This is a genomic window from Streptomyces sp. NBC_00490 (assembly GCF_036013645.1).
GTDB classification, from domain to species: domain Bacteria; phylum Actinomycetota; class Actinomycetes; order Streptomycetales; family Streptomycetaceae; genus Streptomyces; species Streptomyces canus_F.
This window is the reverse complement of sequence record NZ_CP107869.1, coordinates 3,161,906-3,186,481: the sequence shown is the minus strand read 5'-3', so window position 1 is coordinate 3,186,481 and position 24,576 is coordinate 3,161,906. Positions and strand designations below refer to the sequence as shown.

The following is a 24,576-nucleotide window of genomic DNA, read 5'->3' as shown; positions in this document are numbered from 1 at the left end:
CGCACACGCCGAACCGCAACACCCCCTACAGGTTTCGATCTGATGACCCAACCTGTCACCCGACCAGCCGACAACACGCCACACAGTGACAGAGTGGGTCGTATGACCACACCAGCTGCGGACGACCCCCCACACTTCCAGCCCTACGGCACCCCCGACGCACCCCGCATCGCCGTCCGCGGCGAAGCCCGCCTCGAAGTCGACCCCGAAATCGCCCGCATCGGCGTCACCATCGCCGCTCGCGGCAAAGACCGCCGCACCGCCCTCGACGACCTCACCCGCCGCAACGCCACCGTCCTCGACCTCATCAAGACCTACGGCGACGCCGTCGAACGACTCGAGACAGGCGCTTTCTCCATCACCCCCCAACTCAAGGAGAAAGGCCGCGGCGAACGCGTCCACGCCTACCACGGCCGCGTCCACGTCACCGCCGAACTCACCGACTTCACCGCACTCGGCGAACTCACCACCCGCCTCGCCGACCTGGACCTCACCCGCGTCGACGGCCCCTGGTGGGCCCTACGACCCACCTCCCCGGCCCACCGCCAAGCCCGCCAACAGGCCGTCAAGGAAGCCGTCCAACGAGCCCGCGAATACGCCGAGGCGCTGGGCACCACACTCGCCGCCCTCGTCGAGCTCGCCGACATCGGCGCCGAGAACGCCCAACCCCTCGCCCCCACCGCCCCGGGAGCCGCATGCGCTCCCTGTCCTACGCCGCAGCCGAGGACACCGCCGCCGCCCCCCTCGACCTCGAACCCCAACGCCAACGCGTCCACGCACAGATCAACGCCCGCTTCACCATGGCACCGCCGAAGCTGTGAAACCACGCGGAATTCGCACAAGGAAACGCTCATCTGTGCACCCCGGCGCACAATTCAACCCTTGTCAATAACCCGTCACCCAAAGGTTGTTGAGTAGTCATCCCCCACCAAATCCCTACCCACCGGTAAGCCCTAGGGTCAAAACATGCGCCGAGCAAAGATCGTCTGCACCCTGGGCCCCGCCACCCACTCATACGACCAGATCAAGGCACTGGTCGAAGCCGGAATGGACGTAGCCCGCTTCAACCTCAGCCACGGCGGCTACGCCGAACACGAGGAGCGCTACCACCACGTCCGCAAGGCCTCCGACGAGACCGGCCACAGCGTCGGTATCCTCGCCGACCTTCAAGGCCCGAAGATCCGCCTCGGCCGCTTCACCGAAGGACCCGTACTCCTTGAACGCGGCGACACCTTCACCATCACCGTGGAAGAAGGCGCCGAAGGCGACCAGCACTCCTGCGGAACGACCTACGCGGGCCTCGCCCACGACGTCAGCCCGGGCGAGCGCATCCTCGTCGACGACGGCAAAGTCTGCCTCGAAGTCACCGCCGTCGACGGCCCCCGCGTCCACACCACCGTCATCGAAGGCGGCGTGATCTCCGACAACAAGGGACTGAATCTCCCGGGCGTCGCCGTATCCGTCCCGGCCCTGTCGGAGAAGGACGAAGCCGACCTGCGCTGGGCCCTGCGGACAGGCTTCGACGTCATCGCACTGTCCTTCGTCCGATCCGGCCGCGACATCGACGACGTCCACCGCATCATGGACGACGAAGGCCGCCGCCTCCCCGTCATCGCCAAGGTGGAGAAGCCCCAGGCCGTCGACGCGATCGAGGACATCGTCGCCGCCTTCGACGGCATCATGGTCGCGCGAGGAGACCTGGGCGTCGAAATGCCCCTCGAACAGGTCCCCATCGTCCAGAAGCGCGCGGTCAAGCTGGCGAAGCGCAACGCCAAGCCGGTCATCGTCGCCACGCAGATGCTCGACTCGATGATCGAGAACTCCCGCCCGACCAGGGCCGAGGCGTCGGATGTCGCGAACGCCGTCATCGACGGCACGGACGCGGTCATGCTCTCCGGCGAGACCAGCGTCGGCAAATACGCCATCGAGACCGTCCGCACCATGGCGAAGATCGTCACCGCCGCCGAGGAAGACATCCTCGCCAAGGGCCTCCCGCCCCTGACCGAACGCAACAAACCCCGCACGCAGGGCGGTGCGGTCGCGCGAGCGGCAGCGGAAATGGGCGACTTCCTGGGAGCCAAATTCCTGGTCGCCTTCACCCAGTCCGGAGACACCGTCCGCAGGCTCTCCCGCTACCGCTCCCCGATCCCCCTCCTCGCCTTCACCCCCGAGCCGGCCACCCGCTCCCAGCTGAACCTGACCTGGGGCGTGGAGACCTTCCTCGGCCCCCAGGTCGACTCCACGGACGCGATGGTCGACCAGGTGGACGAACTGCTCCTGAAGTACGGCCGCTGCGAGAAGGGCGACGTGGTGGTGATCACCGCGGGTTCCCCGCCCGGGGTTGCCGGCTCGACGAACCTCGTCCGGGTCCACCACATCGGCGAGGACGACAGCCCCAAGTAGTCAGTGTTTCGGGCCTACGTGAGTGTCCATAAGGGCGACTGAGGCTTTGCGGGCGATGGAGATGTTGCGGGGGTTCGCCTGTCGCCACTCGACGCCCACGTGGTCGAGCGTCGTGGTGAAGAGGCGGATGATGTCGCCGGACAGGTTGGTGAAGAAGTACCGGGGGTATTCGTAGCGTTTCCGTTCACCTGCCACAAGGCGAGTTGCCCAATTGGTGATGCGGCAGCCGTCGGAGTGGATGAGGCCTCGGATGAATTCCCAGGGGTGGGCGTCGACAATGGCCTGTTGCCAGGGTGCAAGGGCGATCCGGCGTTCGTGCTTCTTGCCGGGGCCGTGCTGCGGGAAGAGGTGGGGCCAGTGCGGGTAGTAACCGACTACCGAAACGTAGCCCTGAGCCTGCACGCGGAACGCGTTGCCTGAAGGGTTGACCGAACGCATCGCAGCTGCGCAGGCGTCAATCAGCCCTGGCCATGAGTCTGCGCACGCGACACGCAGATAGTGGCCTGGCCCCCGAGGGTGAGCACTGATGCAGCCATCGCCGAGATAGAGGCCCAGCAGGTAGGAGTATGAGACCTCATCGGTCGGCGGGCCGGGCGGCGGAACTGACATGCGTGGCCGTGGTTCCAGCCGGTCGTGCCAGGAGCGAATTGCGGCGCGCGAGATGCCGGTCTCTAGGCTTACCGAATTAAGGCTTCGGCCCTGTGCAACCAGCGCGAGTGCTCGCTTGCGTGTGCTGACGTCGTACATACGGACACTCTGTGAGAGTGATCACGACGACACGCAGCAAAAAGCGGATGTTCACGAGAACGGGAACATCCGCTTTCTGATGGCAACCTTCGATTCGAAGGAAAAGTGCCCCGAGTCGGATTCGAACCGACGCTGGATGGGTTTTGAATCCATGGCCTCTACCGCTGGGCTACCGGGGCCCCCTTCAATATGAAGGTCAGCGGTCACCCGCTGTGCCCCCACTTTACCGCAGCTAGGTAGGCTCTTGTCAGCAGCACCCCTGCCCTGAACGAGGAGCCCCCGTGACCGCCCCCGAGTCGCCCCAGCCCGTAGACGCGCCCGACGACGACAAGTCGCACGTGCCTCCGCTGACGACCCGTGTCGTCATCGCCGAGGACGAGGCCCTCATCCGGCTCGACCTCAAAGAGATGCTGGAGGAAGAGGGCTACAGCGTCGTCGGCGAGGCCGGTGACGGTGAGCAGGCCATCGAGCTGGCCCGTGAGCACAAGCCGGACCTCGTGATCCTCGATGTGAAGATGCCGAAGATGGACGGCATCTCCGCAGCCGAGAAGATCGCCGAGGAGCGCATCGCCCCCGTCCTCATGCTGACCGCCTTCTCGCAGCGCGACCTCGTGGAGCGCGCTCGTGACGCCGGCGCGATGGCGTATCTGGTGAAGCCGTTCAGCAAGAGCGACGTCGTACCGGCGATCGAGATGGCCGTGTCCCGGTTCACCGAGCTGAAGGAGCTGGAGGCCGAGGTCGCCGACCTCACTCTGCGCCTTGAGACCCGCAAGCTCGTCGACCGGGCCAAGTCGATTCTTCAGACCGAGTACGGGCTGACCGAGCCGGCCGCGTTCCGTTGGATCCAGAAGACGTCGATGGACCGGCGTATGTCGATGCAGCAGGTGGCCGAGGCCGTCATCCAGGACGCCGATGAGAAGAAGGCGGGGAAGGGCTGACCTTCCCCGGCCGCGTTCGTGCGAGAGGCCCGCGTCCCCAGCTGGGGACGCGGGCCTCGTCGTAGAGCCGTAGTGGCGGGGACTCAGTCCTCGCCGAGGTACGCCTTGCGTACCGACTCGTCGTGCAGCAGGTCCTGGCCGGACCCCGAGAGCACGATCTTGCCGATCTCCATGACGTGGCCGTGGTCGGCCAGCGACAGTGCCGCTTGGGCGTTCTGCTCGACGAGGAGGATCGTCGTGCCCTGGGACTTGAGTTCGGCGATGGTGGCCATGATCTTCTGCATCATGATCGGGGAGAGGCCCATGGACGGCTCGTCCAGCATGAGCAGCTTCGGCTGGGACATGAGCGCGCGGCCCATGGCCAGCATCTGCTGCTCGCCGCCGGACAGGGTGCCGGCGGCCTGCTTGCGGCGCTCTCCGAGGATGGCGAAGAGGTCGTAGGCGCGCTGGATGTCCTTCTCGATGCCCGCTTTGTCGTTGCGGAGGAAGGCGCCGAGGCGGAGGTTGTCCTCGATCGTCATGCGCGGGAAGATGTGCCGCCCCTCGGGGGAGTGGGCGAGGCCGAGCGAGACGATCTGGTGGGCCGGGGTCTTCTTGAGGGACTTGCCGTCGAACTTGATCTGGCCGCCGACCGGCTTGAGCAGGCCCGAGAGGGTGCGCAGGGTCGTGGTCTTGCCGGCGCCGTTGGTGCCGATGAGGGTGACGACCTCGCCGGCCTCGACCTTGAACGAGATGCCCTTGACGGCTTCGATCTTGCCGTAGGCGACCCGGAGGTCCTCTACTTCGAGCAGTGCGGTCATCGGTCGTTCTCCTTGCCCGGCGCGGCGTCGGTCGTGGTGTCGGCCTGGGCCTCGGCTGCCTGGACCTCCGCGACTTCTTCGTCGCCGGGGGCGTCCTCGAAGGGCTCTCCGAGGTAGGCGGCGATGACGCGTTCGTCGCCCTGGACGGTGGCGCTGTCGCCTTCGACGAGTTTTTCGCCTTGGACGAGGACGGCCACGCGGTCGCAGAGGTTGAAGATGAACCGCATGTCGTGCTCGATGACGAGGACGGCGATGCCCTTGTCGCGGATGGCGAAGACGAGTTCTTCGGTGGCTCGCGTTTCCTGGGGGTTCATGCCGGCGGTGGGCTCGTCCAGGAGGAGGAGTCCGGGTTCGCTCGCGAGGGCTCGGGCGATTTCCAGCTTGCGCTGTTCGCCGTAGGGCAGGTTGCGGGCGAGGTGTTCGGCCTTGTTGGCGAGGCCGATGAACTCCAGGAGTTCCATGGCGCGTTCGCGGGAGGCCTTTTCGGCGCGGTGGAAGCCGGGGCCGCGCAGGAGTGCGGACCAGAGGCCTTCCTTCGTCCTGGTGTGGCGGCCGACGAGGACGTTTTCCAGGACCGTCATGTTGGCGAACAGGCGGATGTTCTGGAAGGTGCGGGCGACGCCGGCGGCGGTGACCTTGAAGGACTTGGGCGGCAGGATGTTGCCCTTGTAGCGGACCTCTCCCTCGGTGGGGATGTAGAGGCCGGTGAGGCAGTTGAAGAAGGTGGTCTTGCCGGCGCCGTTGGGGCCGATGAGTCCGACGATCTCGCCGCTGTTGACGGTGAGGTCGACGTTGCGTACGGCGGTGAGGCCGCCGAAGCGCATGGTGACGCCGCGGGCGTCGAGGACGGTGGTCCCGAGGGTGGTGGTGTCGGTGGTCATGTGTCAGGCCCCTGTCTTGCCGAGGACTGTGGGCGCTTCGGCCTCTTCGTGGAATTCGAGCTGGCGGCGCCGGTTCGGGATGAGGCCCTCGGGGCGGAAGCGCATGAGGAGGACGAGCGCGAGTCCGAAGGCGAAGAGCTGGTAGTCGCCGAGGAACTGGAGCTTGGCCGGGATGAGGTAGAGGAGTGCGGCGCCGACGAGGGGTCCGGCGATGGTGCCCATGCCGCCGAGGACGACCGCTGCGAGGAGGAAGGCCGAGTTGGGCGGTACGACGTGGGCGAACTGGTACTGCTCGGGGGTCACGGTGTAGGTGACGTGGGCCTGGACTGCGCCGGCGAGGCCGGCGAGGGAGGCGCCGAGGGCGAAGGCGATGAGCTTGACGCGGAAGCCGTTGATGCCCATGGCGAGGGCGGCGGTCTCGTCTTCGCGGATGGCGATCCAGGCGCGGCCGATGCGGGAGTCGCTGCTGCGCTGGAAGACGACTACGACGATCAGCGTGATGAGGAGCATCAGCAGGAAGTAGTTGGCGAAGCGCGCGATGGTGAACCCGAGGAAGCTGTGTTCGGCGCCGAAGTCGAAGCCGAGGATGTCGAGGTTCGGGATCGAGGAGATGCCGTTGGAGCCGTTGGTGATGTCGGGTCCGGAGGTGCCGTCCATGTTGAGGACGGTGATGCGGAAGATCTCACCGAAGCCGAGGGTGACGATGGCGAGGTAGTCGCCGCGCAGTCGGAGGGTGGGGGCGCCGATGAGGACGCCGAAGACCATGGCGACCGCGGCGCCGAGGATCGCGGAGAGCCAGAACGGCAGGTGGACGTCGAAGGGGGAGGAGGGGGAGCCGGAGACCATGGCCGCGGTGTAGGCGCCGACGCCGAGGAAGGCGACGTATCCGAGGTCGAGGAGGCCGGCGAGGCCGACGACGATGTTGAGGCCGAGGGCGACGGTGGCGAAGATCAGGATGTAGACGCCGATGGTCGCGTACTGGTCGTCGGACTGGGTGAAGGGGAAGAGCGCGGCGGCGATGAACGCGCCGAACATGGTGATGGTGCGGTGCTTGCCGGTGATGGCCGAGACCCGGGCCACGAGCCCGGCCTTGGCGAGGGCGGCGAAGCCGAAGCCGACGATGATGAGGAAGCCGACGAATTGTTCGTCGTACTCGGTGCCGATGCCGTAGGTGAAGACGATCAGGCCGACCGCCATGGCGGCGGCGATGACGAGGATCTCGGCGAAGGTGGGGAGTGTGGGTGCCTTGCTGGGGGTGCCGGAGGCGATGGAGGCCTTGAAGACGCTCCACTTGTGGCGTGCCTTGTGCTTGGACTGCTCCCAGCCGGTGTCATCGGGGTCGATGGGGTCGGGCTCGGGTCGTACGAAGGGCAGGGAGAAGGCACCGAGGACGCCGGCCAGGGTGACGATCGCGACGATGTAGCCGCCGGGTTCCAGGTTGACGATGCCGCCGAGTTCGACGGTGATCGCGATGACGGTGTACCAGGCGGTGGTGAAGGTGCCGAGTGAGGCGAGTTTGAGGGCGCTGTCGGCGCCGGCGGGGGTGAGCCAGCCCAGGCCCGGGACGCCGTAGGAGGCGAGGCCGAAGAGGGCGGTGAGGGCGCCGCCGATGAGGACGAGGACCTGGAGGCCGCCGGGGTAGCCGGTGACGGTGAGGTCGCCGGGGAACTCGCTGGTCCAGGTCCAGGCGAGGAAGGTGGAGACGACGGCGAGGACGCCGCCTGCGGTGGCGAGGGCGCGGCCGACGTTCTCGGGGAGGCCGATGAGGCCCTTGGCGTTGCCGTCCTTGTTGACGGGGGCGCTGGGGGTTTCGGTGGTCTGTGTGGTCATCGGTGTCACGCCCTGTCAGCGACGCGCTCGCCGAGCAGGCCTTGGGGCCTGACGAGGAGTACGAGGATGAGGAGTACGAAGGCCCAGACGTTGGCCCAGGACTGGCCGCCGAGCAGGTCGAAGCCGGGGACGTCGGAGATGTAGGCGGTGGCCATGGTCTCGGCGAGGCCGAGGACGAGGCCGCCGAGCATGGCTCCGTAGATGTTGCCGATGCCGCCGAGGACGGCTGCGGTGAAGGCCTTGAGGCCGAGGATGAAGCCCATGCGGAACTGGACCTGGCCGTACTTGAGGCCGTAGGCGACGGCTCCGACGGCGGCGAAGACGGCGCCGAGGGCGAAGGCGACCACGATGATGCGGTCGGTGTTGATGCCCATGAGCTTCGCGGTGTCGGGGTCCTGGGCGGTGGCCTGCATGCCGCGGCCGGTGCGGGTCTTCATCACGAAGTAGGCGAGGATCGCCATGCTGATGGGGGCGGCGACGAGCAGGAAGACGTCACCGGTCTGGATGGTGACGCTGCCGATCTCGAAGGGGCCGCCGGGAATCTCGGGGAAGTTGATGGATTCCTTGGCCCCGGGGTACCAGGCCCACACCGCCTGCTGGAGGGCGAGGGAGAGGCCGATGGCGGTGATGAGGGGGGCGAGGCGTGGCGCGGTGCGCAGCGGGCGGTAGGCGAACCGTTCCGCTCCTACGGCGACGAGGACTGCGGCGATGACGGCTCCGAGGAGCATCAGTGGCAGTGCGAGCCACATGGTGGTGCCGTCGGGCAGTACGTACAGGTAGACCGTGAGGGCGCCGAACCCTCCGATCATGAAGATCTCGCCGTGGGCGAAGTTGATGAGCTGGACGATGCCATAGACCATCGTGTAGCCGATGGCGACCAGCCCGTACATGGATCCCAGTAGCAGGCCGTTGACCAGCTGCTGCGGCAGTTCGTTCACCGCATGTCCTCCGAGACTTCGGATTGGTTTCGACGGATGTGTGGCCGGATGCGAGTCCGCGCGGGGCGCCAGTGGAACAGCGCCCCGCGCGGCTCGTTCAGGTGGTGCTGCGGGTCTCGGTCAGCCGGTGTAGGTGCCGGACTTGACGGCCTTCCAGGCGCCGTTCTCGACGGCGTAGACGGTGAGCTGCTTGTTGGTGGCGTCACCGAACTCGTCGAAGGAGACCTTGCCGGTCACACCGTCGAAGGACACGTTCTGGACGGCGGCGGTGATCTTCGCGCGGGCGTCGGACGGCAGCTTGCCGTCGTTGTCGTCGACGACCTTCTTGACGGCGAGGATGATCGACCAGGCGGCGTCGTAGGAGTAACCGCCGTAGGCCGCGTACTCCTCCTTGTAGCCGCCCGCCTTGTAGTCGGCGACGAACTGCTTGGCGGAGGGGAGCTCCTCGACGGGGGCGCCGACGGAGGTGGCGAGGTCGCCGGTGCTGCCCGCGCCGGCCAGCTCGATGAAGGTCGGGTCGTAGATGCCGTCGCCGCCGACGAGCGGGATCTTGGCGCCGGACTGCTTGATCTGCTTGCTGAGCGGGCCGGCCTGCGGGTACTCGCCGCCGTAGTAGACGACGTCGGCGCCGGAGTTCTTGACCTTGGTGGCGACCGCGGAGAAGTCCTTGGTGTCCGGGTCGATGTGGTCGGTGCCGACGACCTTGCCGCCGAGCTTCTTGAACTCCGCGGTGAAGGTGGCGGCGAGGCCGGCGCCGTAGGTCTTCTTGTCGTCGATGACGAAGACCTTCTTCTTCTTGGCGTCGTTGAAGACGTACTGCGCGGCGAACGGGCCCTGGATGGCGTCCGTGGTCGCGGTGCGGAAGTACGACTTGTAGGTGCGGACCTTCTCCTTCTGCCAGTTGACGCCCTGGGTGAGGGCCGGGCCGGTGTTGGCAGGGGAGATCTGGACGAGCTTGGCGTCGTCGAAGACCTTCTGCATGGACTCGGCCACGGAGGAGTTCAGCGGGCCGACGACGCCCATGACGGCCTTGTCGGACTGGAGCTGGACGGCGTTGGCCTGGCCCGAGGAGGGCTGGGCCTGGTCGTCGAGGGCTTTGATCTCGAAGGTGACGCCGTCTACGAGCTTCTGCTTGTTGGCGGTCTTCGCGGCGAGGTCGACGGAGTTCTTGATGCCGAGGCCCAGTGCGGACAGGTCGCCCGTGAGGGGGGCGTCGACGCCGATGACGACCTTGGTGCCGCTCGCGGAGTCCGAGCCGCCGTCGTCGTCGCGCGAGCCGCAGGCGGTGAGGGTGAGTGCTCCCGCCGCCAGCGCGGCGGTGATGCTGATGAGCGAACGTTGACGCACGATTCGTCCTTTCACTGGCGCGGCGCTTCCCCCTGGAAGCGGCCGAGTCGTTGCGCTGGGTCCCTGACGTGACAATCCGGTGGCGCGGTGACTGGCCGTGACTCTAAGCGGGTGTGGGGATCGTGGAGGAGGGTCCGGGCCAGGCTGTGACGCTCTTGTTATGACACGTCGTAATGCAGAGCGGTACTGAGTGGGCGGAACAGTGGAATTAAGCACGATTCGCCCGGTCCACATTGTGAGAACCCGCAGGACCCGACCTGGGTGGTTCAGGTGTCTCAGCGGTTTTGGTGATTACTCGGAATTGTTGCTGCAGGCGACTTGTAGTGACTCCGAGAGCTGCTGCGCATAGCGCTCTCCGAGGATGAAACTGTGGACTTCTATTGCACGCGTATTACGTAGAGTTACGTCGATGAAAGGGAGTCCGGCGTTCCACGGCACTTTTCTGCATTGCGTCACGTGCATGGTGACGATGATCTTGCGGCTTGAGCCCGCTGTTGTCCGGAACGGGGCCGGTGGGGTCGATTTCACGGACAGCCCGGCGTACGGCTGGCTGATCCGGGTCACCGTGACCGGGGGGCCCGCCAGCACGGTCAGCTCCACCCCCAGACTGAAGCTCCGCCTCGGCGCACCCTCGGGCGTCGGCTCCCAGCTCAGGTAGTGCACATCGGTTACCTGGGAGGGGTACGGCGGAGGAAGCGCCGCCGGCGGCTGGGGCCGGGTGGCGTAGAGGTAACCGCCGCCCGCGACAAGAACGGCACACGCGAGACCGCCGAGCGCGGCACGCCGGTGCCTGCCGCACCACTCGACGACCCGGCCACGCGGACGCCGCACAACCGGCGGCGCCTCGAGAACGTCCCACGCGTGCGTGCCTTCCCCGGGCTCGACGGGCCCCACGCCACTCACCGGCGGCCCCTTTCGCCGACGCCGATGGGCGGCGGGGGTTTCACCTCGACGGGGCGCACGGACCGTGAGCCGCCGCCCGACGTGAGCCTCGCGCCGACGATCAGCGGGGGCGACGGGTCGGTGGGAGGACCGGGCTTCGCGCCGACGGTCGGTGAGGGCGTCGCGGTGGCTGTCGGGGTGGGCCTTGCGTCGCCGGTGAGCGGGGGCGTTGCGTCGGCGGGCGGGGCGGGCTTCGCGCCGACGGTCTGCGGAGGGCCCGCGTCGCCGGTCGGTGGGGGCGTTGTGATGGCTGTCGGCGAGGGCCCTGCGTCGGCGGTCAGGAGAGGCGTTGGCGTGAGCCTCGCGTCGGCGGTGGGTGCGGGCTTTGAGGCCGTTGGAGACGTGAGTCTTGCGCCGATGGTCGGCTGGGGCCTTGCGTCGGCAATCCGCGGAGAGCCCGCGACGACGGTCGGTGAGGGCGTCGCGTCGGTGGCCGGCGGGGCCGTTCCGCGGCGGAGCTTCGGGGGTCCTCCCGTTCTCATGCCCCGACGCTAGGCCCTGGGGGGTGGGTCGGGCCAGAGTCTGTTGGGGGCAGGCGAGTTGGGGCTGGCCTCGTGGGGGCGTGGAGGTGCGAGGGCTCCGGGGGCTGGGGTGTGGGGCCCGGGGTGGTTCCGGGCCGGTGTCCCGGTGGGGTCAGTTGGCCGCCACGATGTGGGCCGCGTCGCCGGGGTTCACGTCCCGCAGCAGACAGGTGAGCCGTGCGCTGCACACGCGGCGTCCCTCCTCGTCGCTGATCACGATCTCGTACGTCGCCGTGGAGCGCCCCCGGTGCACGGGTGTGGCCACGCCGGTCACCAGGCCCGAGCGCGCCCCGCGGTGGTGGGTGCAGTTGAGGTCGACGCCCACGGCGATCTTGGAGCTGCCGCCGTGCAGCATGGAGCCGACCGAGCCGAGCGTCTCGGCCAGGACGGCGGAGGCGCCGCCGTGCAGCAGCCCGTACGGCTGGGTGTTGCCCTCCACCGGCATCGTGCCGACGACCCGGTCCGCGGACGCCTCCACGATCTGCACGCCCATGCGGGTGCCGAGGTGACCCGCGGAGAACAGTGCCGGCAGGTCGACGCCGAGCGCGGCGTACTCGTCGATGACCTCTTGCGGGAACTTCACGTGCTGCTGCTCGCCCATGGGGCCCGGCTCCGTTCGTCGGGATCGCTGCTCGGCTGAGCAAACGCTCAGTCGGTCGCCGATTGTTCCAGACGGACGACGACGGACTTGCTGGCCGGGGTGTTGCTGGTGTCGGCGGTGGCGTCCAGCGGCACCAGTACGTTGGTCTCCGGGTAGTAGGCCGCCGCACAGCCCCGTGCCGTCGGGTAGTGCACGACCCGGAAGCCGGGCGCCCGCCGCTCCACGCCGTCCTTCCACTCGCTGACGAGGTCGACGTACGAGCCGTCGGCGAGCTTCAGCTTTTGGGCGTCCTCGGGGTTGACCATGACGACCCGGCGGCCGTTCTTGATGCCCCGGTAGCGGTCGTCCAGGCCGTAGATCGTGGTGTTGTACTGGTCGTGCGAGCGCAGCGTCTGCAGCAGCAGCCGGCCCTCGGGCAGCGCGGGGTACTCCACGGGCGCGGCGGTGAAGTTGGCCTTGCCGGTGGCGGTCGGGAAGCGGCGCTCGTCGCGGGGGGCGTGGGGGAGGGCGAAGCCGCCCGGGTGGGCCACGCGCGCGTTGAAGTCGTCGAAGCCGGGGACCACGCGCGCGATGCGGTCGCGGACGGTGGCGTAGTCCTTCTCGAACTCCTCCCACGGGGTGCGGGAGGCGGAGCCCAGCACACGGCGTGCGAGGCGGCAGACGATGGCCGGCTCGGACAGCAGGTGCCTGCTCGCGGGCTCCAGGCGGCCGCGGGAGGCGTGCACCATGCCCATGGAGTCCTCGACGGTCACGAACTGCTCGCCGCTGCCCTGGAGATCGCGCTCGGTGCGGCCCAGGGTGGGCAGGATCAGGGCACGCGCGCCCGTGACCGCGTGCGAGCGGTTGAGCTTGGTCGACACGTGCACGGTCAGCCGCGCGCGCCGCATGGCCGCCTCGGTGACCTCCGTGTCGGGGGAGGCGGAGACGAAGTTGCCGCCCATCGCGAAGAAGACCTTCGCCTTGCCGTCGCGCAGCGCCTGGATGGCCCGTACGACGTCGTAGCCGTGCTCGCGCGGCGGCGCGAAGCCGAACTCCTTCTCCAGGGCGTCCAGGAAGGCGGGCGCGGGACGCTCGAAGATGCCCATCGTGCGGTCGCCCTGGACGTTGGAGTGACCGCGGACCGGGCAGACGCCCGCGCCGGGGCGGCCGATGTTGCCGCGCAGGAGAAGGAAGTTGACCACCTCGCGGATGGTCGGCACGGAGTGCTTGTGCTGGGTGAGGCCCATGGCCCAGCAGACGATGGTGCGCTGCGAGGCGAGCACCATGCCCAGGGCCTGCTCGATCTCCTCGCGGGTGAGGCCGGTCGCGGTGAGTGTCTCGTCCCAGTCGGCGGCGCGGGCCCGGTCCGCGAACTCCTCGAAGCCGTGGGTGTGTTCGTCGACGAAGGCCTGGTCGACGGCGCCCTCGGTCTCCAGGATCAGCTTGTTGAGGAGGCGGAAGAGGGCCTGGTCGCCGCCGAGGCGGATCTGCAGGAACAGATCGGTCAGGGCGGTGCCCTTGAGCATCCCCTGGGCGGTCTGGGGGTCCTTGAAGCGCTCCAGGCCCGCCTCGGGCAGCGGGTTGACGCTGATGATCTTCGCGCCGTTGGCCTTGGCCCGGTCTAGGGCGGAGAGCATGCGGGGGTGGTTGGTGCCGGGGTTCTGGCCGGCGACGATGATCAGGTCGGCCTTGTAGAGGTCCTCCAGCAGGACGCTGCCCTTGCCGATGCCGATCGTCTCGTTCAGGGCCGAGCCGGAGGACTCGTGGCACATGTTGGAGCAGTCCGGCAGGTTGTTGGTGCCGAGTTCGCGCGCGAACAGCTGGTAGAGGAAGGCGGCCTCGTTGCTGGTACGGCCCGAGGTGTAGAAGAGGGCCTCGTCGGGGGAGCCGAGGGCGGCGATCTCCTCGGCGACGATGTCGAAGGCACGCTCCCAGGTCACCGGTTCGTAGTGCGTGCCCCCTTCGGGGAGGTACATGGGGTGGGTGAGCCGCCCCTGCTGCCCGAGCCAGTAGCCGCTGCGCGTGGCGAGGTCGGTGACCGGGTGCGCGGCGAAGAACTCCGGGGTGACCCGGCGCAGGGTGGCCTCCTCGGCGACCGCCTTCGCGCCGTTCTCGCAGAACTCCGCCTTGTGCCGGTGGTCCGGCTCCGGCCAGGCGCAGCCCGGGCAGTCGAAGCCGTCCTTCTGGTTCACGCGCAGGAGGGTGAGCGCGGTGCGCTTGACGCCCATCTGCTGCTGGGCCATCCGCAGTGTGTGTCCGATGGCGGGCAGCCCCGCCGCCGCGTGCTTCGGCTCGGCGACCTGCGGAGCGTCCTGAACCGGATCACCCTTGGGCGGCTTGGTGGCCATTGCACACTCTCCTTCGCACACACATGTGAGGTACGTCTCCGATCCTCGCACGCGGGGGTGACAACGGCGTTCGCCGGGCGCGGGGCCCCGATGAACACGGCTTGTCCGCACCCGACCTCGGAGGGTCACGGAGGCCCCCGACTCCTCGTCCCGGTCAACCTTTCGCCATGGCCGCCGCGAGGCTCGCGTCGGCGGGAGGGCGGTGCCGGACCGGCCCGGGCCCCGGATGGCGGCCGACTGTCAGTGCGGCGTGGCAGGATCGGGGTCGTGGCAGAGACAGCAGCGAAGCAGACCGACAACAGCCCCGGCGGCAGCCGCCCGCGCCTGATGCTCATGGACGGGCACTCGCTTGCCTACCGTGCGTTCTTCGCGCTGCCCGCGGAGAACTTCACGACCGCGACGGGCCAGCCGACGAACGCGATCTACGGCTTCGCCTCGATGCTGGCCAACACCCTGCGCGACGAGGCGCCCACGCACTTCGCGGTGGCCTTCGACGTGTCCCGCAAGACCTGGCGCTCCGAGGAGTTCACGGAGTACAAGGCCAACCGGTCCAAGACCCCGGACGAGTTCAAGGGCCAGGTCGAGCTGATCGGCGAGGTCCTGGACGCGATGCACGTCTCGCGGTTCGCGGTCGACGGCTTCGAGGCCGACGACGTCATCGCCACGCTCGCCACCCAGGCCGAGGCCGCGGGCTTCGACGTGCTGATCGTCACCGGTGACCGCGACTCCTTCCAGCTCGTCAGCGAGCACACCACCGTGCTCTACCCGACCAAGGGTGTCTCCGAGCTGACCCGGTTCACCCCGGAGAAGGTGTTCGAGAAGTACGGTCTGACGCCCGCCCAGTACCCGGACTTCGCGGCTCTGCGCGGTGACCCGTCCGACAACCTGCCCGGCATCCCCGGCGTCGGCGAGAAGACCGCCGCGAAGTGGATCAACCAGTTCGGTTCCTTCGCGGACCTCGTCGAGCGCGTCGAGGAGGTCAAGGGCAAGGCGGGTCAGAACCTCCGCGAGCACCTGGAGTCGGTCAAGCTCAACCGCCGTCTGACGGAGATGGTCCGCACGGTCGAGCTGCCGAAGACGGTCGCCGACCTGGAGCGGGCGCCGTACGACCGCAAGAGCCTCGCGATGATCCTCGACACCCTCGAGATCCGGAACCCGTCCCTGCGCGAGCGCCTGCTCGCCGTCGACCCGGGCGCCGAGGAGGCCGAGCCGGCCCCCGCCGCGACGGCCGGCGTGGAGCTCGACGGCACCGTGCTCGGCACCGGCGAGCTGGCGGGCTGGCTCGGCGAGCACAGCACCGGCACGCTCGGCGTCGCCACGGTCGACACCTGGGCCCTGGGCGCCGGCTCGGTCGCCGAGATCGCCCTCGCGGCGTCCGGGGGAGTGGCCGCCTGGTTCGACCCCACCGAGCTCGACGAGGCCGACGAGACGGCGCTCGCCGCCTGGCTGGCCGACGCCGGCAGGCCCAAGGTCTTCCACAACGCCAAGGCCGCGATGCGCGTCTTCGCCGAGCACGGCTGGAGCATCGCCGGCGTCTCCATGGACACCGCGCTCGCGGCGTACCTCGTCAAGCCGGGCCGCCGCTCCTTCGACCTGGACGCCCTGTCCCTGGAGTACCTGCACCGGGAGCTGGCGCCCGCCGCCGCGGCCGACGGCCAGCTCGCCTTCGGCGCGGACGACGGCGCCGAGGCCGAGGCCCTCATGGTGCAGGCCCAGGCCATCCTCGACCTCGGCGAGGCCTTCACCGAGCGCCTCGAAGAGGTCGGTGCCACGGACCTCCTGCGCGACATGGAGCTGCCCACCTCCACCCTGCTGGCCCGCCTGGAGCGGCACGGCATCGCCGCCGACCGGGCGCACCTGGAGGCCATGGAGCAGATGTTCGCCGGCGCCGTCCAGCAGGCCGTGAAGGAGGCCCACGCCGCCGCCGGGCACGAGTTCAACCTGGGCTCGCCCAAGCAGCTCCAGGAAGTGCTTTTCGGCGAGCTCGGCCTGCCCAGGACGAAGAAGACCAAGACCGGCTACACCACCGACGCCGACGCGCTGGCCTGGCTGGCCACGCAGACGGACAACGAACTGCCGGTGATCATGCTCCGCCACCGCGAGCAGGCCAAGCTCCGCGTCACCGTCGAGGGTCTGATCAAGACGGTCGCGGCGGACGGCCGTATCCACACCACGTTCAACCAGACCGTGGCGGCGACCGGCCGGCTCTCCTCCACCGACCCGAACCTGCAGAACATCCCGGTCCGCACCGACGAGGGCCGGGCGATCCGCCGCGGGTTCGTGGTCGGCGAGGGCTTCGAGTCCCTGATGACCGCGGACTACAGCCAGATCGAACTGCGCGTGATGGCTCACCTGTCCGAGGACGAGGGCCTCATCGAGGCGTTCACCTCCGGCGAGGACCTGCACACCACGGTCGCCTCGCAGGTGTTCGCGGTCGAGCGCGCCGACGTCGACGCGGAGATGCGCCGCAAGATCAAGGCGATGTCGTACGGGCTGGCGTACGGCCTGTCCGCCTTCGGCCTCTCCCAGCAGCTGAACATCGACGCGGGCGAGGCGCGTGCCCTGATGGACACGTACTTCGAGCGCTTCGGCGGTGTGCAGGAGTATCTGCGCCGGGCCGTCGACGAGGCCCGGGCGACCGGCTACACGGCGACCCTCTTCGGCCGCCGCCGCTATCTGCCCGACCTCAACAGCGACAACCGCCAGCGCCGCGAGGCCGCCGAACGCATGGCCCTCAACGCGCCCATCCAGGGCACGGCGGCCGACATCGTCAAGATCGCCATGCTCAACGTCGACAAGGCCCTGCGGGAAGCAGCCCTCACCTCCCGCATGCTGCTCCAGGTCCACGACGAAATCGTCCTGGAGATCGCCCCGGGCGAGCGCGAGGCGGTGGAGGAACTCGTCCGCCGGGAAATGGCGAACGCGGTCCAGCTCACGGTCCCGCTGGGCGTCTCGGTCGGAGTGGGCCCGGACTGGGAGTCGGCAGCGCACTAGCCTCCGGCGACCGGACGTGGGGGTGGGCGAATGCCGGGCGGCCGGCCATCGGCGGCTACGCCTGCTGCCCCGGGGGCGCGGGGGTGGCTGAATGCCGGGCGGTTCGCCGTCGGCGGCTACGGCAGCCGACCCAGGGGCGCGGGGAACTGCGCGATCAGCCCCCACACACCCGCACCCGCCCACGAAGCCGCCCCGGGCACCTGTTTGTGGCGGGGGTGAAGGGGGCGCAGCCCCCTGGAGATGGGACGGGTAGGGGCGGCGGGGGCGAGAACAAGCCCCCCGCCCCCGCCCCGTCACCCACGTGGTCCCCGACAACACGCTCCCCATCCCCCCGCCCGTAAGGATGCGGACATGGGTATACGCACGCTCCACCGCCACACGGCTCCGGCGCAGGCGACCACCGATGCGACCGCGTCCACCCCACCGCCGTCGGTCCCGCCCTTCGCGGCAACGGCCAGTACCGCCCGCATCCCGGCCGACCTCGCGACGGCCCTGCGAAAATGGGCCGCGGACCTGCGTCACCGGCTCACCCGCAGGGACTGGCGGCTCACCGCCGACCGCGCCCGAGGCCGTCTCGCACGGCTCCTCACGGCCCTGCCCCGCTCCCGCCGGGCCCGGACCACCACCGTGTTCCGCGTGACCGCCGCCGCGGTCAGCGACCGCCTCGACGGCTCAGCTCCCGGCCAGGACCGCGCACCGGGACCGGACGCCACACCCTGACGCCCACGGCGTACACCAGCACCCCCAGGACGAGCCCGGCGCCCACCCCGAAGCACAGCGTCGGGATCAGCTCCCACGGCTTCGCGGTGGACCCCCAGTAGTCCCACCACCGCGAGGCCCGCTGCACCGCCCCGACCAGCGCACAGCCACCGATGACGACAGCGGCCCACCACCGGTCCGCGCCGGTCAGCACGGGCACCCCCGCCGGTTCGGCGACAGCGCCCCGCACCCGCCGCAGGGCGTACCCCAGGAACACCGCGATCACGACCGCGGCCACCGCCGAACTGCCGTACTGCAGGTACCAGTACAGCGGCGAGCCCGCGATCGTCTCGCCCAGGACGGGGAACACCCGCATCCCCCACCGGTCGAAATGGGTGAACGCGTCCCACACGACATGCGTCAGCGCACCGATCGCCGCCGACACGTACCAGCGCGCCACCAGCGACGGCCGGACACGCGCGCGTGGCACCCCGCAGCGCAGCAAGGTCGCCGCCGGTGCCTGCCGGCGCCGTGGCAGCAGCGCCACCAGTGGCTCGCGGATCAGCAGCCACAGCCCCACCAGCGCCCACGCGACGAGCACGTCGACGGTGAAGACACCCGCGAAGGAGTGGGTGAAGTCCCCGAACTCCATCGCCTCGGACAGGACACTCGCCGCGAAATAGGTCATGTCGGGGGCGAAGGAACCCGCCACCAGCACCGCCGGCACCAGCGAGGCGCGGCCGGTTCCATCGGTGCGTAAAGCGGGCAGTACAGCGGCCGCGTGGCTCAGCGTGAACGGCAAGAAGGCCCCCGGGTTCGGTGTGGTCGGACCGGCCCAGTATGGCCAACTGGTGAAAACCGGGCACGAACGGGTGCCCGCGCAAAGCAAGTTGTCGTAGGGTCGCCTGGGTCGCCGTGCCGGGGAGCGCGGTCGAACAGAAGTACACGGCACTGAATGGGTCCACGAGGGCAACCCGCACCGCGGGTCGATCGTCACACCATGGCGAGCACGTCGAACGGAGACGGGCGCTCCGCGTCCACGGGAGGGATTCACTTTATGTCGGCGCAATTCGGCAGGAGGCTGCGCAAGGGAGCGGTGGCCACCACCGTCGCCGCGGCGGCTGTCGCGGCACTCTCAGCGTCCCAGGCACCCGGCGTGACGGTCGACGACAGTGGCAGATCGACCGCGGCCGACGCCCAGCCCTCTCCCGACGCGACCGGCGACGACAGCGGTGCGACCGGCAACTCGCCGTACTACACGGATTTGCCGCCGCTCAACAGCCCGAGCCCCGCGCCGACCGTCGGCACTCCCGCCGCCCCCGGATCGACCGAGGCCGGCATACCCGCGACCGTCCTGGACGCCTACAAGCGGGCCGCGTCCTCGCTCCAGTCGTCCAAGCCCGGCTGCAACCTGCCCTGGGAACTCCTGGCCGCCATCGGCAAGGTGGAGTCCGGCCAGGCCCGCGGCGGCCGCGTCGACGCGGACGGCAACACCATCGGCAGGATCCTCGGCCCCAAGCTGAACGGCGTCGGCTTCGCGCACATCAGCGACACCGACGGCGGCGCCTACGACGGTGACAGCGTCTACGACCGGGCCGTCGGCCCCATGCAGTTCATCCCCTCCACCTGGGAGTGGGCCGGCCGCGACGGCAACGACGACGGCAAGAAGGACCCCAACAACATCTACGACGCGGCGCTCGCCGCCGGTCACTACCTGTGCCGCTTCGGCTGGGACCTGTCCACCCAGTCCGACCTCAACAGCGCGATCCTCAGCTACAACAACTCGCAGGACTACCTGAACACGGTCCTGTCGTGGCTGGAGTACTACCGCAAGGGCACCCACGAGATCCCCGACGGCACCGGCTCCGTTCCGGACAACCGCAGCGACGAGAACGACAGCGCGAGCCCGACGCCGTCGCCCACCCCGCCGTCGACCCCCGGCACGCCCAGCACACCCAGTACGCCCGGCAGCAACACCCCCAGCCCCACCCCGCCGCCGTCGGACAAGCCGAGCACGCCGAGCACCCCGGCGCCGACGCCCACCGACACGGTCGACCATCTCGAGGACGCGGGCACGGCCAAGCTCACCGCGGAGGCCGGCGACACCTTCACCAAGAGGATCAGCACCCGCGCCGAGACCTCGGCCGGCAAGGCCGTCGGCAAGGTCCGGGTCCGCTTCACGATCGTCGGCGACACCGACACCACCTTCACGGGCGGCGAGAGCGTGGCCACGGTGGTCACGAACAGCTCCGGCGTGGCCGTCGCGCCCACTCTCAAGGCGGGTGAGACGACGGGCGAGTTCACCGTCCGCGCCACCGTAGTGGGCCGCTCGGTCACCGGCCTCGACTACAAGGCGACGGTCACCGAGCGCGTCGCCGACACCCTGGCCCGCACCAGCGACACCGCGCTCACCTGCACCCCCGGCGGCGAGTTCGCCGACCAGGTCGTGGTGAAGGCGACCTACGCCGGTGCCGTCGCGGACCGGGTCGCCGCCACCGCCACCCTGATCACCTCGGCCGACGACGCGACCGCGAACACCAAGGGCCCCTACTTCAAGGACGCGGACGGCAAGACCGTACGCACCCTCACGGGCCTGGAGACGGACGCGGACGGCCTGCTCAAGCTGCCGAAGCTGTACGCGGACGACACCACCGGCACGTTCCTGCTCCGCATCACCACCTCCGGCGGCGCGACCCTGACCGTCGAACTGACCGTGGCCGCGGCCGCCGAGACGTCGGAGTCCCCGAGCCCGTCGGCAAGCCCGAGCGCGTAACGGCTCGTTCCTGTCGTACGACCATGGCGGCGCCCCTCGTGAGGAGGGGCGCCGTCGTCGTGTGCAACGTGTTCTCATCTCGCCCACCCGTTGCTACGGTGCCGAACCTGACGACCTATCAGTTCCAGTCCGTCGGGAGGCCCGCATGCGTGCTCTGATCGCCGCCGCGATCGGCCTGGCCGTCGCGTTCGCCCTGGTCCTCACGATCACCGCGATGGGGTCGCCGGCCGGCGAGACGTCCCCGAAGCCGCTGCTGACGACGGTGCCGTCACACCCGTAACCACCCGGGAGGGAGGCCGAGATGCGCCGCAAGGCCAGCCTGATCCTGCTCGCTCTCGCCGTGTTCTTCGCCGCGCTGTCCCCACTGCTGCGCTGGTACGCCTTCCCGCGCCTGGCCAAGATCCCGGCCGGCCAGTACCAGGACATGGTCCTGGAGGCGAAGGACGCCACCCTCATGAACAACGCGATGCAGGTCGAGAAGGTCTCCAAGGTCACCATCGTGCAGACCCTCAAAGGCAACGTCGAGGCCTCCGAGAAGATCGAGAAGACCCTCGGCCGGGACGTCGTCGTCTGGGACGGACTGTCCTACGCCCAGGGCCCCGACGGCCAGCAGGTCGCCTACATCCCCGAGCGGTACATCTTCGACGCCCACACCCAGGAACCGATCCACGCCACCGGCGAGATGGTCGACGGCGACCCGGTGAAGCGGGAAGGCCTCGAATTCAAGTGGCCCTTCCTGACGGAGAAGCGGGACTACGAGTACTTCGACGCCCAGACCCGCACCTCGTCCCCCATCCACTACAAGGGCACCCAGGACTTCCGCGGCCTGGAGGTCTACTACTTCGAGCAGACCATCCCCTGGACCCAGGTGAAGTGGCCCAAGAAGCTGCCCATCGCGGGCGTCACGCCCGAGCAGCTCGCCAAGACCGGCACGACCCGCTGGTACACCACGGTCCGCAAGTTCTGGGTCGAACCCGTCACCGGCGCCCCCGTCTACGGCGAGGAGATCCACAAGGAGGAACTCCGCGGCGGCACCCTCCTCGGCGACCGCGACAAGGTGACGGCGTTCGCCGGCCACGTGAAGATGCGCGAGGACTACATCGAGCACACCGTCGACCTGGTCAAGTCCAACCGCACCCTGGTGCTCCTGATGACCTCGTACCTCCCCTGGGGCTTCGCGACCCTGGGCGTGCTCCTGCTGGCCCTCGCCCTGTACCTGGAGGCCCGTAGCCGCCGCCCCGACGAACCCGAACCCGCCACGGACTCCGCGCCCGAACCGGTCACCGCCTGAGCCGCGCGTTCGTATACCGCGTCGGCTCGGCATCCGCCGGATCCTCGGGCCACGGGTGCTTCGGATACCGGCCCCGCAGCTCCGCCCGCACGCCCTTGTAGCCGTCCTTCCAGAACGACGCGAGATCAGCGGTCACGGCGGCCGGGCGCCCGGCGGGGGAGAGCAGGTGGACGAGCAGCGGGACCCCGGCGACCGTTGGCCCTTCGTGCAGCCCGAACATCTCCTGCAACTTCACCGCGAGGACGGGCTGCTCGGGGTTCGCGTAGTCGATCCGGATTCTGGACCCACTGGGCACGGTGATCCGCTCGGGAGCGAGTTCGTCGAGTCGCGCGGCGTCCCCCGAGGCCCACGGCAGCAGCCGGCCCAGCGCGTTCCCGGCGTCGATCCGCGCCAGATCGGCCCGCCGCCGGGCACGACCGAGCTCCGGCTCCAGCCACTCGTCCACGCGCGCGTGGAGTGCCTCGTCGGAGACGTCCGGCCACGGCTCCCCGAGGTGCAGCCGCAGAAAGGCGAGCCGCTGCCGCAGCGCCTCGGCCTCGGGCGACCAGCGCAACAGGCGCAGCCCGTCCTGCCGCAGCCCTTCAAGAAGCGCGTCGCGTACGAGTGCGGGGTCCGGGTTCCGGAGCGTGCGCACCGCCAGCTCCACGGCCCCCAGCCGCTCCACGCGCCGCGCCACGACGTCCCCGTCGGCCCAGTGGACCTCGTCGCGCTCGTCGAGCAGCGCCCCTGCCGCCTGCCGCGCGGTCTCCTCGTCGACGACCGCACCGAGCTGCACGCGTGCGTGGCCCTTGCCGACGGGGCGGTCCGCGACGGCGACGGCGATCCAGGGCGCCCCGCGCAGAGCGGTGGTGTCCCGGACCTCGGCGCGGGTCCCGGACACCATGAGATAGGAACCGCCGTCGGCCCTGGCGACCCGCTCGGGGAAGGCGAGGGCGGCCACGCGCCCGACGAGGGCGTCCTCCGTGAGAGAGGACGCGCGGGCCGGCTCGTCGGCGAGGGCCTGTAGTCGCCGCACCTCGGTACGCCAGCGCCCCGCATAGGCGTCGCCCCCACGCCGGGCCGTCCGTACGGCGGCCGCCAGATCGTCGCCGTACTCCCGCGGTGGCTCCTCACCGAGCAGCGCGACCACCTCGGCCACCTCCCGCGAGGGTCCCGCGTCCAGCAGGGCCCGCCCGAGGCGGGGATGCAGTCCCAGCCGGGCCAGCCGCGCCCCCCGCTCGGTGGCCCGTCCGGCGGAGTCCACCGCGCCGATCGCCGACAGGACACTCCGCGCGGCGGCCATCGCCCCGGTCGGCGGCGGATCCAGCAACGCCAGCCCGGAGGCGTCCGGATCCCCCCAGCAGGCCGCCTGGAGGGCGAACGCCGTCAGGTCGGCCACCTTGATCTCCGGGGCCGGGAAAGCCGGCAGCCGGACGTCCTCCGCCTCCGTCCAGCAGCGGTAGGCCACACCCGGCGCCTCCCGCCCGGCCCGCCCCAGCCGCTGGTTGCCCACCGCGCGCGAGGCCCTGACCGTCGTCAGCGCGCTCAGCCCGCGCGCGTGATCCACCCGCGGCTCCCGCGTCAGCCCCGAGTCGACGACGACCCGCACCCCGGGCACCGTCAGCGACGACTCGGCGACCGAGGTCGCCAGCACCACCCGGCGCCGCTCGCCGGGCGCCAGCACCGCGTCCTGCACGGCGGCCGGCGCCCGCCCGTGCACCTGGAGCACGTCCACGTCCCCGAGACCGCCCAGCTGCCCGGCGACCCGCGCGATCTCGCCCACGCCCGGCAGGAAGCACAGCACGTCCCCCTCCCGCTCGGCCAGCGCCCGCCGCACCACCGACGCCACATGCGTCAGCAGCGCGGGATCCACCCACATGCCGTGCGAGGGCCGCACCGGACGGGCCGGGGGAGCCCAGACCACCCCCACCCCGTACGCCCTCCCGTGCGCCTCGACCACCGGCGCCCCGCCCAGCAGCCCCGACCAGCCCTGCGCGTCGGTCGTCGCCGACGCGGCCACCAGCCGCAGCTCCGGCCGCAGCGCCTGCCGTACGTCCCACAGGAACGCCGCCGTCGTGTCCGCGTCCAGATGCCGCTCATGACACTCGTCCAGGACCACCACGTCGACGCCCGCGAGCTCCTGGTCCCGCTGGAGGCGCTGCAGCAGGACACCGGTCGTCACGACCTCCACACGCGCGCGGCGTCCGACGACCCGCTCCCCGCGCACGGTGTAGCCGACGCTCCCGCCGACCTTCTCGCCCAGCAGCCACGCCATCCGCCGGGCCGCCGCGCGGGCCGCGATCCGCCGCGGCTCGGCCACCACCACCCGCCGCGCGGGAGCGTCACCGCCCAGCAGCCCGGCCAGCGCCAGCGGTACGAGGGTGGTCTTGCCGCTGCCGGTCGGCGCGACCAGGACGGCGGTGCCGTGCGCGTCCAGGGCGTCGGACAGGGCGGGCAACGCACCGCGTACGGGAAGGGCGTCCAGAGTGTCGTAACGGATCACGCCCCCAGTGTCGTACGGCCGCGCGCACGCCCCGCCACGCGCGCGTGCTCTTCTTTCAGCCA

The 24,576-nt window shown here is 70.0% G+C and carries 18 protein-coding genes, 1 tRNA gene and 1 pseudogene; 8 read left to right on the top strand and 12 right to left on the bottom strand.

Going from position 1 to position 24,576, the window contains the following annotated elements:
• The first annotated feature begins 102 nt into the window (after positions 1-102).
• Positions 103-821 (top strand): annotated as a pseudogene (locus OG381_RS14375) (SIMPL domain-containing protein).
• A 145-nt stretch (positions 822-966) separates the two neighbouring features.
• A complete protein-coding gene (gene pyk, locus OG381_RS14370) occupies positions 967-2,403 on the top strand; it encodes a pyruvate kinase (RefSeq protein ID WP_327716497.1) in 1,437 nt (478 codons plus the stop codon).
• Here the strand turns inward: pyk and OG381_RS14365 are convergent, their stop codons facing one another.
• Both OG381_RS14365 and OG381_RS14360 read right to left on the bottom strand, forming a co-directional pair.
• A complete protein-coding gene (locus OG381_RS14365; RefSeq protein WP_327716496.1) occupies positions 2,404-3,150 on the bottom strand; it encodes a helix-turn-helix domain-containing protein in 747 nt (248 codons plus the stop codon).
• Positions 3,151-3,256: 106 nt separating this feature from the next.
• Positions 3,257-3,329: transfer RNA gene (locus OG381_RS14360), tRNA-Leu, on the bottom strand.
• 102 nt (positions 3,330-3,431) lie between these two features.
• Between OG381_RS14360 and OG381_RS14355 the strand changes: the two genes are divergently transcribed.
• On the top strand, positions 3,432-4,088 hold the full coding sequence (locus tag OG381_RS14355; RefSeq protein ID WP_171147617.1) for an ANTAR domain-containing response regulator: 657 nt from the start codon (positions 3,432-3,434) through the stop codon (positions 4,086-4,088).
• 83 nt (positions 4,089-4,171) lie between these two features.
• On the opposite strand, the gene OG381_RS14350 is transcribed toward OG381_RS14355, so the two are convergent.
• From OG381_RS14350 to OG381_RS14315, 8 genes are all read right to left on the bottom strand, one after another.
• Positions 4,172-4,888, bottom strand: a complete 717-nt coding sequence (locus OG381_RS14350; RefSeq protein ID WP_307032111.1) for an ABC transporter ATP-binding protein — start codon at positions 4,886-4,888, stop codon at positions 4,172-4,174.
• A complete protein-coding gene (locus OG381_RS14345) occupies positions 4,885-5,769 on the bottom strand; it encodes an ABC transporter ATP-binding protein (RefSeq protein WP_327716495.1) in 885 nt (294 codons plus the stop codon). The genes OG381_RS14350 and OG381_RS14345 overlap by 4 nt, the downstream gene beginning before the upstream one ends.
• 3 nt (positions 5,770-5,772) lie before the next feature.
• The gene (locus OG381_RS14340) at positions 5,773-7,599 is read right to left on the bottom strand and encodes a branched-chain amino acid ABC transporter permease (protein WP_327716494.1); all 1,827 of its coding nucleotides are present in this window, start codon (positions 7,597-7,599) and stop codon (positions 5,773-5,775) included.
• A 5-nt stretch (positions 7,600-7,604) separates the two neighbouring features.
• On the bottom strand, positions 7,605-8,537 hold the full coding sequence (locus OG381_RS14335; RefSeq protein WP_266893805.1) for a branched-chain amino acid ABC transporter permease: 933 nt from the start codon (positions 8,535-8,537) through the stop codon (positions 7,605-7,607).
• Positions 8,538-8,657: 120 nt separating this feature from the next.
• The gene (locus tag OG381_RS14330) at positions 8,658-9,884 is read right to left on the bottom strand and encodes a branched-chain amino acid ABC transporter substrate-binding protein (protein ID WP_327716493.1); all 1,227 of its coding nucleotides are present in this window, start codon (positions 9,882-9,884) and stop codon (positions 8,658-8,660) included.
• Between the two features lie 291 nt (positions 9,885-10,175).
• Complete coding sequence (locus tag OG381_RS14325; RefSeq protein ID WP_327716492.1) at positions 10,176-10,787, bottom strand: Tat pathway signal sequence domain protein; 612 nt, start codon at positions 10,785-10,787, stop codon at positions 10,176-10,178.
• 672 nt (positions 10,788-11,459) lie between these two features.
• Positions 11,460-11,948, bottom strand: a complete 489-nt coding sequence (locus OG381_RS14320; RefSeq protein ID WP_327716491.1) for a PaaI family thioesterase — start codon at positions 11,946-11,948, stop codon at positions 11,460-11,462.
• 47 nt (positions 11,949-11,995) lie between these two features.
• Positions 11,996-14,275, bottom strand: a complete 2,280-nt coding sequence (locus OG381_RS14315) for an FdhF/YdeP family oxidoreductase (RefSeq protein WP_327716490.1) — start codon at positions 14,273-14,275, stop codon at positions 11,996-11,998.
• Between the two features lie 267 nt (positions 14,276-14,542).
• Here OG381_RS14315 and polA point away from each other — a divergent pair, with 267 nt between their 5' ends.
• Positions 14,543-17,269, top strand: coding sequence for a DNA polymerase I (gene polA / locus OG381_RS14310; RefSeq protein ID WP_327716489.1), 2,727 nt, complete (start codon positions 14,543-14,545; stop codon positions 17,267-17,269).
• 351 nt (positions 17,270-17,620) lie between these two features.
• Entirely contained in the window at positions 17,621-17,989 is a 369-nt protein-coding gene (locus OG381_RS14305) for a hypothetical protein (protein WP_327716488.1), read from the top strand.
• Here the strand turns inward: OG381_RS14305 and OG381_RS14300 are convergent.
• The gene (locus OG381_RS14300; protein ID WP_327716487.1) at positions 17,922-18,770 is read right to left on the bottom strand and encodes a DUF4184 family protein; all 849 of its coding nucleotides are present in this window, start codon (positions 18,768-18,770) and stop codon (positions 17,922-17,924) included. The genes OG381_RS14305 and OG381_RS14300 overlap by 68 nt on opposite strands.
• Before the next feature lie 255 nt (positions 18,771-19,025).
• Here OG381_RS14300 and OG381_RS14295 point away from each other — a divergent pair, with 255 nt between their 5' ends.
• From OG381_RS14295 to OG381_RS14285, 3 genes are all read left to right on the top strand, one after another.
• Entirely contained in the window at positions 19,026-20,741 is a 1,716-nt protein-coding gene (locus tag OG381_RS14295; protein ID WP_327716486.1) for a lytic transglycosylase domain-containing protein, read from the top strand.
• A 145-nt stretch (positions 20,742-20,886) separates the two neighbouring features.
• A complete protein-coding gene (locus tag OG381_RS14290) occupies positions 20,887-21,021 on the top strand; it encodes an SPW_0924 family protein (RefSeq protein WP_307032123.1) in 135 nt (44 codons plus the stop codon).
• Positions 21,022-21,042: 21 nt separating this feature from the next.
• Positions 21,043-22,032 (top strand): DUF3068 domain-containing protein, encoded by a 990-nt coding sequence (locus tag OG381_RS14285; protein ID WP_327716485.1) that lies wholly within the window; start codon positions 21,043-21,045, stop codon positions 22,030-22,032.
• On the opposite strand, the gene hrpB is transcribed toward OG381_RS14285, so the two are convergent.
• A complete protein-coding gene (gene hrpB, locus OG381_RS14280; RefSeq protein WP_327716484.1) occupies positions 22,022-24,514 on the bottom strand; it encodes an ATP-dependent helicase HrpB in 2,493 nt (830 codons plus the stop codon). The genes OG381_RS14285 and hrpB overlap by 11 nt on opposite strands.
• Between the last annotated feature and the right edge of the window lie 62 nt (positions 24,515-24,576).

What these genes read in the sequence shown, in the direction of transcription:
- OG381_RS14290 (WP_307032123.1), top strand. Translation starts at nt 20,887, where the DNA reads ATGCGTGCTCTGATCGCCGCCGCGATCGGCCTGGCCGTCGCGTTCGCC.
- OG381_RS14345 (WP_327716495.1), bottom strand. Translation starts at nt 5,769, where the DNA reads ATGACCACCGACACCACCACCCTCGGGACCACCGTCCTCGACGCCCGC.
- OG381_RS14365 (WP_327716496.1), bottom strand. Translation starts at nt 3,150, where the DNA reads ATGTACGACGTCAGCACACGCAAGCGAGCACTCGCGCTGGTTGCACAG.
- OG381_RS14315 (WP_327716490.1), bottom strand. Translation starts at nt 14,275, where the DNA reads ATGGCCACCAAGCCGCCCAAGGGTGATCCGGTTCAGGACGCTCCGCAG.
- OG381_RS14340 (WP_327716494.1), bottom strand. Translation starts at nt 7,599, where the DNA reads ATGACCACACAGACCACCGAAACCCCCAGCGCCCCCGTCAACAAGGAC.
- OG381_RS14305 (WP_327716488.1), top strand. Translation starts at nt 17,621, where the DNA reads ATGGGTATACGCACGCTCCACCGCCACACGGCTCCGGCGCAGGCGACC.
- OG381_RS14320 (WP_327716491.1), bottom strand. Translation starts at nt 11,948, where the DNA reads ATGGGCGAGCAGCAGCACGTGAAGTTCCCGCAAGAGGTCATCGACGAG.
- OG381_RS14350 (WP_307032111.1), bottom strand. Translation starts at nt 4,888, where the DNA reads ATGACCGCACTGCTCGAAGTAGAGGACCTCCGGGTCGCCTACGGCAAG.
- OG381_RS14285 (WP_327716485.1), top strand. Translation starts at nt 21,043, where the DNA reads ATGCGCCGCAAGGCCAGCCTGATCCTGCTCGCTCTCGCCGTGTTCTTC.
- OG381_RS14295 (WP_327716486.1), top strand. Translation starts at nt 19,026, where the DNA reads ATGTCGGCGCAATTCGGCAGGAGGCTGCGCAAGGGAGCGGTGGCCACC.
- pyk (WP_327716497.1), top strand. Translation starts at nt 967, where the DNA reads ATGCGCCGAGCAAAGATCGTCTGCACCCTGGGCCCCGCCACCCACTCA.